The organism is Nocardia sp. JMUB6875 (genome assembly GCF_041154655.1).
Lineage (GTDB): Bacteria > Actinomycetota > Actinomycetes > Mycobacteriales > Mycobacteriaceae > Nocardia.
In genome coordinates this window covers 1-4,372 of the sequence record NZ_BAAFGR010000316.1, presented here as the reverse complement: position 1 = coordinate 4,372, position 4,372 = coordinate 1, and the positions used below count along the sequence as shown (strand labels likewise).

Genomic DNA, 4,372 nt, shown 5'->3' with positions numbered 1-4,372 from the left:
GGTCGGTGCGGGCGGCGGTGGGGCGCGGCATGTCGGGGAGGTGGTAGGAAAGTGACGTGTCCGAAACTGCCGAAACCCATATTCCTCGTGCCGTCTCGGAAGTGGTGGACCTGGTCAGCTCGCTGATCCGGTTCGACACCTCCAATACCGGTGAACTCGAAACCACCAAGGGCGAGCGCGAGTGTGCGCAGTGGGTGGCCGAGCAGCTCGAGCAAGCAGGCTACGAGACCGAGTACGTGGAGTCGGGGGCGCCGGGGCGCGGGAATGTGTTCGCGCGGTTGAAGGGTGCGGACTCCTCGCGGGGGGCGTTGATGATGCACGGGCATCTGGATGTGGTGCCCGCCGAGGCGTCGGACTGGAGTGTGCATCCGTTCTCCGGGGCGGTGCGCGACGGCTATGTGTGGGGGCGCGGGGCGGTCGATATGAAGGACATGGTCGGCATGATGCTGGCCGTGGCCCGCCAGTTCAAGATCGAGGGGACGGTGCCGCCGCGCGATATCGTGTGGGCGTTCGTGGCCGATGAGGAGAACGGCGGGCGGTGGGGCTGCCAGTGGCTGGTGGAGCATCGGCCCGATCTGTTCGAGGGGGTGACCGAGGCGGTCGGGGAGGTCGGCGGGTTCTCGCTGACGGTGCCCAAGCCCGACGGGTCCGAGCGGCGGCTGTATCTGGTGGAGACCGCGGAGAAGGGTCTGGGCTGGATGCGGTTGCGCGCCAAGGCGCGTGCCGGGCACGGCTCGTTCCTGCACGAGGACAACGCGGTCACCATCCTGTCGCAGGCGGTGGCCCGGCTGGGCACCCACACCTTCCCGCTGGTGGTCTCCGATTCGGTGGCCGAGTTCCTGGCGGCGGTGGCCGAGGAGTCCGGGCTCGAATTCGATCCGGCCTCACCCGATATCGAGGGCCAGCTGGCCAAGCTGGGCACCATTTCCCGCATCATCGGCGCGACCCTGCGCGATACCGCCAACCCGACCATGCTGCGGGCGGGCTACAAGGCCAATGTGATTCCGCAGACCGCCGAGGCCGTGGTCGACTGCCGGGTGGTGCCGGGGCGGCAGGCCGCCTTCGAGCGTGAGGTCGACGCGTTGATCGGCCCGGATGTCGAGCGTGAGTGGATCACCAAGCTCGACTCCTACGAGACCACCTTCGACGGGCATCTGGTCGATGCCATGAACGACGCCATCCTCGCCCACGACCCGGCCGGGCGCACCGTGCCCTACATGCTCTCCGGCGGCACCGACGCGAAGGCGTTCGCCAAGTTGGGGATTCGCTGCTTCGGGTTCGCGCCGCTGCGGCTGCCGCCCGAACTGGACTTCACCGCGCTGTTCCACGGGGTCGACGAGCGGGTTCCGGTGGAATCGCTCGAATTCGGCACCCGCGTCCTGGAACACTTCCTTCTGCACAGCTGACGATTCGAAAGGACCACCCGTGCCCGACTATTCGTACAACCCCTACGCTCCGCTGCCGCAGGTCCCCAGCTTCACCGTGACCTCCGCCGACGTCACCGACGGCCAGCCCTTCGCCAACGATCAGGTTTCGGGGGTCTTCGGGTCGGGCGGCAAGGACATCTCCCCGCAGCTGTCGTGGTCGGGATTCCCGCCGGAGACCAAGAGTTTCGCGGTCACCGTCTTCGATCCGGACGCCCCGACCGCGTCGGGCTTCTGGCACTGGGCCGTGGCCAATATTCCGGTGTCGGTGACCTCGCTGCCCAGCGGCGCGGGCAGCGAGGGCGGCACGCTGCCCGCGGGCGCGGTGCAGCTGCGCAATGACGGCGGGTTCCCCGGGTTCGTGGGCGCGTCCCCGCCCGCCGGGCACGGCCACCACCGGTACTTCATCACGGTGCACGCCGTGGACGTGGAATCGCTGGATATCGACGAGAACGGCACTCCGGCCTACCTGGGCTTCAACCTGTTCTTCCACACCGTGGGCCGCGCCCAGATCGTGGCCACCTACGAGGAGCCCGCGAAGTAGGTTTTCCGAACCCGTTGTGGCCCCGGACGATTCGTCCGGGGCCACACTGCTGTTCCGGGGTCCGGGGTGCCGCTCGAACGGGTGGATCGAAGGTTATTTCCGAGCCTGCCGGGGAATGGCGATCCTGTCCGGATCGCTGTCGAGGAGGTCGATATGGCTTTCACCGTGGGTGACAAGGTGGTGCCTCGCATCGCGTCGGAGTCGGCGGAGCAGGCGCTGGAAGTGGTTGCCGTGCATACCGACGAATCCGGCCGGCAAACCGTGACGGTGCGCGACGAGGCGGGCAACACCAGCGATCTGCTGGCCGGAGAGCTCGTCGCCGTGTGACGGGCCCGTCCGGGTGCGTTCAGGCGGGGTTCGAACGTTCGGCCAGGCCCCGCAGACCGGCGGCCAGCTCCTCGGCGGAGGGGGCGTGTTCGGGGTCGATAAGGTATTGGACCAGCAGGCCGCCGATGAGGGTTTGCAGGACCGCGCCGATGGCGGGGTTGTCCTCGCCGAGGTCATGGGACAGGCCCGCGCGGGCCTCGGCCTGGGCCGCGCCGATCTCGGTGCGCAGGGCGGGGGAGTGCAGGGCCTGGGCCATGGCCTCGACATTGGCGGTCCACAGCGCCCGGTCGGCGGTGAAGGAGCCGATCAGCTGGTGCCAGAAGGTGTTCAGGCGGGTGGCGGGGGCGGTGTCGGCCTCGCCGGGCAGGGAGTCGAGCAGGCGGGTGACCGCGGCGGCGGTGGCTTCGAGCATGGCCTGGTTGAGCAGGTTGTCGCGGGTGCCGAAGTGGTAGTTGATGGCGGCGAGGTTGGCGCCGGAGGCGGCGACGATATCGCGCACGGTGGTGCGGGCGTAGCCGCGCTCGGCCAGGCACTGCTTGGCGGCGACGAGGAGATCTTCTCGGGTTCCCACGCGGGTCAGCGTAGCAGCGGATCATACGGTCGTTTGTGACATGCGTTTCAAACAATTGTTTTGTACGCCTGTATGAAACGTGTGTATGGTCGGAGGTGGCACGATCCATCACACGGAAGTACGAGCCCGATATGACTGTTCAGCGACCCTTGTCACCGTTCGAATCCCGCTATTTCGCCGCCGATGCCTGGTTGGGCAGCGTGCCGGTCGGCGGGATGCCGCTGTTCGTCGGCACCACCGTGCGCGGCGCGGTGGACGCGCGCATCCTGCGGCGGGTGTTGCGTGAACTCGCGGCCTCTCATGTGCTGCTGCGCAGTCGCGTGGTGACCGACGGCGGGGTGGCCCGTTTCGAGGTCGACGAGGATTGGGCGCCACCGCTCGAGGAGCGCACCGGCGAGGTGGACGAGTATTGGGAGCTGGTGAACCGCCGACCGCGGTGGGACGGCGGGCTTTTCGGGGCGGTGCTGCTGCGCGGGCCGGTGCAGACTCGCATCGTGCTGGTCATCCATCATGGAATCAGCGATGGGCGTTCGGCATTCGCACTGGTGGACGAGATGTGGCGGCGCTACAGCGCCCACGTCGCGGGAAGTCCGCTACCGCTCGGGGATTCGGATCGGGAGTTGGTCGGCGGAGTCGACGAGTTGTTGGCGCGGGTGGTCTCCGAGGCCGAGGTGGATGGGTTCCTGGCGCAGGTGCGGGCGGAGGCGGCGAGTTCCGGGCAGCCGCCGCAGAGGTTGCCCGTAGATGGCGACGGGGCGGGCGATCCGGGTGGCCGATTGGCGTTGCGGCGCATCGAGTTGAGTGCCCGGCAGACCGCGGAGGTGGTGGATGCCGCTCGTGCACAGGGTATTTCGGTGAACAGCCTGCTCGCCGGTGCGGCGTTGGCCGCGGTGCGGGCGCAGTTGCCGGTGGCCGGTCCGGTGCCGTTGATGTGCGGGCACGCCGTGGATCTGCGTCCGGCGCTCTCGCCGCGCCTGCCCGCCTCGACCGTCCTCAATTGCGCCTCCGGTACCGGGACGCCGGTGGTGGTCGACTCCGACGCCGATCCGCTGGCGTTGGGTGTGCTCGTCGATCAGGCGATGCGGTTCATGCTCGACACCGGGTTCCCGGCGTTGTTCATGCGGGCCTCGCAGCGTGTGCTGGATACGCCGGTGGCCGCGGCGTTGTCGGCGACGCCGGCGATCGCGTTGTCGAATATGGGCCGACTGCCGGCCCATCCGCTGCCCGCGGGCCTGGGGTTCGTGCGCGATGAGGTCTTCGCGATGACCGCGGGGATGCCGCCGAAGATGACCGTCTTCACCGTCGGTGACCGGCTCACGGTCCAGGTCGAGTACGACACCGCCGAGCACAGCCATCAGCAGATGGGCCGGGTCGCGGAGGCGATGAGCGATCAGCTCGCGCGCGTGCGGCGGGCGGCGGCGGTGCGCGCGTAGCCGCCGGGTTGTTGTGCTGCGGAAACAACTGTGGGCCTGGACTTTTCGTCCAGGCCCACAGTCGCCTCCGGGG

Annotated in this window: 5 protein-coding genes; 4 read left to right on the top strand and 1 reads right to left on the bottom strand. The window is 68.7% G+C overall.

The features are described from left to right. The first annotated feature begins 56 nt into the window (after positions 1–56). From ACAM49_RS38975 to ACAM49_RS38965, 3 genes are all read left to right on the top strand, one after another. Positions 57–1,406 carry a M20/M25/M40 family metallo-hydrolase gene (locus ACAM49_RS38975; protein ID WP_369640535.1) on the top strand — a complete coding sequence of 450 codons (1,350 nt, stop codon included), beginning with the start codon at positions 57–59 and terminating at the stop codon, positions 1,404–1,406. A 19-nt stretch (positions 1,407–1,425) separates the two neighbouring features. Next, positions 1,426–1,968, top strand: coding sequence for a YbhB/YbcL family Raf kinase inhibitor-like protein (locus ACAM49_RS38970; RefSeq protein WP_369640534.1), 543 nt, complete (start codon positions 1,426–1,428; stop codon positions 1,966–1,968). A 153-nt stretch (positions 1,969–2,121) separates the two neighbouring features. After that, positions 2,122–2,295, top strand: a complete 174-nt coding sequence (locus tag ACAM49_RS38965; RefSeq protein WP_369640533.1) for a hypothetical protein — start codon at positions 2,122–2,124, stop codon at positions 2,293–2,295. 19 nt (positions 2,296–2,314) lie between these two features. Here the strand turns inward: ACAM49_RS38965 and ACAM49_RS38960 are convergent, their stop codons facing one another. After that, the gene (locus tag ACAM49_RS38960) at positions 2,315–2,866 is read right to left on the bottom strand and encodes a TetR/AcrR family transcriptional regulator (protein WP_369640532.1); all 552 of its coding nucleotides are present in this window, start codon (positions 2,864–2,866) and stop codon (positions 2,315–2,317) included. 131 nt (positions 2,867–2,997) lie between these two features. Here ACAM49_RS38960 and ACAM49_RS38955 point away from each other — a divergent pair, with 131 nt between their 5' ends. Then, complete coding sequence (locus tag ACAM49_RS38955; protein ID WP_369640531.1) at positions 2,998–4,299, top strand: hypothetical protein; 1,302 nt, start codon at positions 2,998–3,000, stop codon at positions 4,297–4,299. The last annotated feature ends 73 nt before the right edge of the window (positions 4,300–4,372 follow it).

Excerpts from the sequence above, each read along its gene's own strand:
- ACAM49_RS38965 (WP_369640533.1), top strand. The coding sequence starts at position 2,122 with ATGGCTTTCACCGTGGGTGACAAGGTGGTGCCTCGCATCGCGTCGGAG.
- ACAM49_RS38955 (WP_369640531.1), top strand. The coding sequence starts at position 2,998 with ATGACTGTTCAGCGACCCTTGTCACCGTTCGAATCCCGCTATTTCGCC.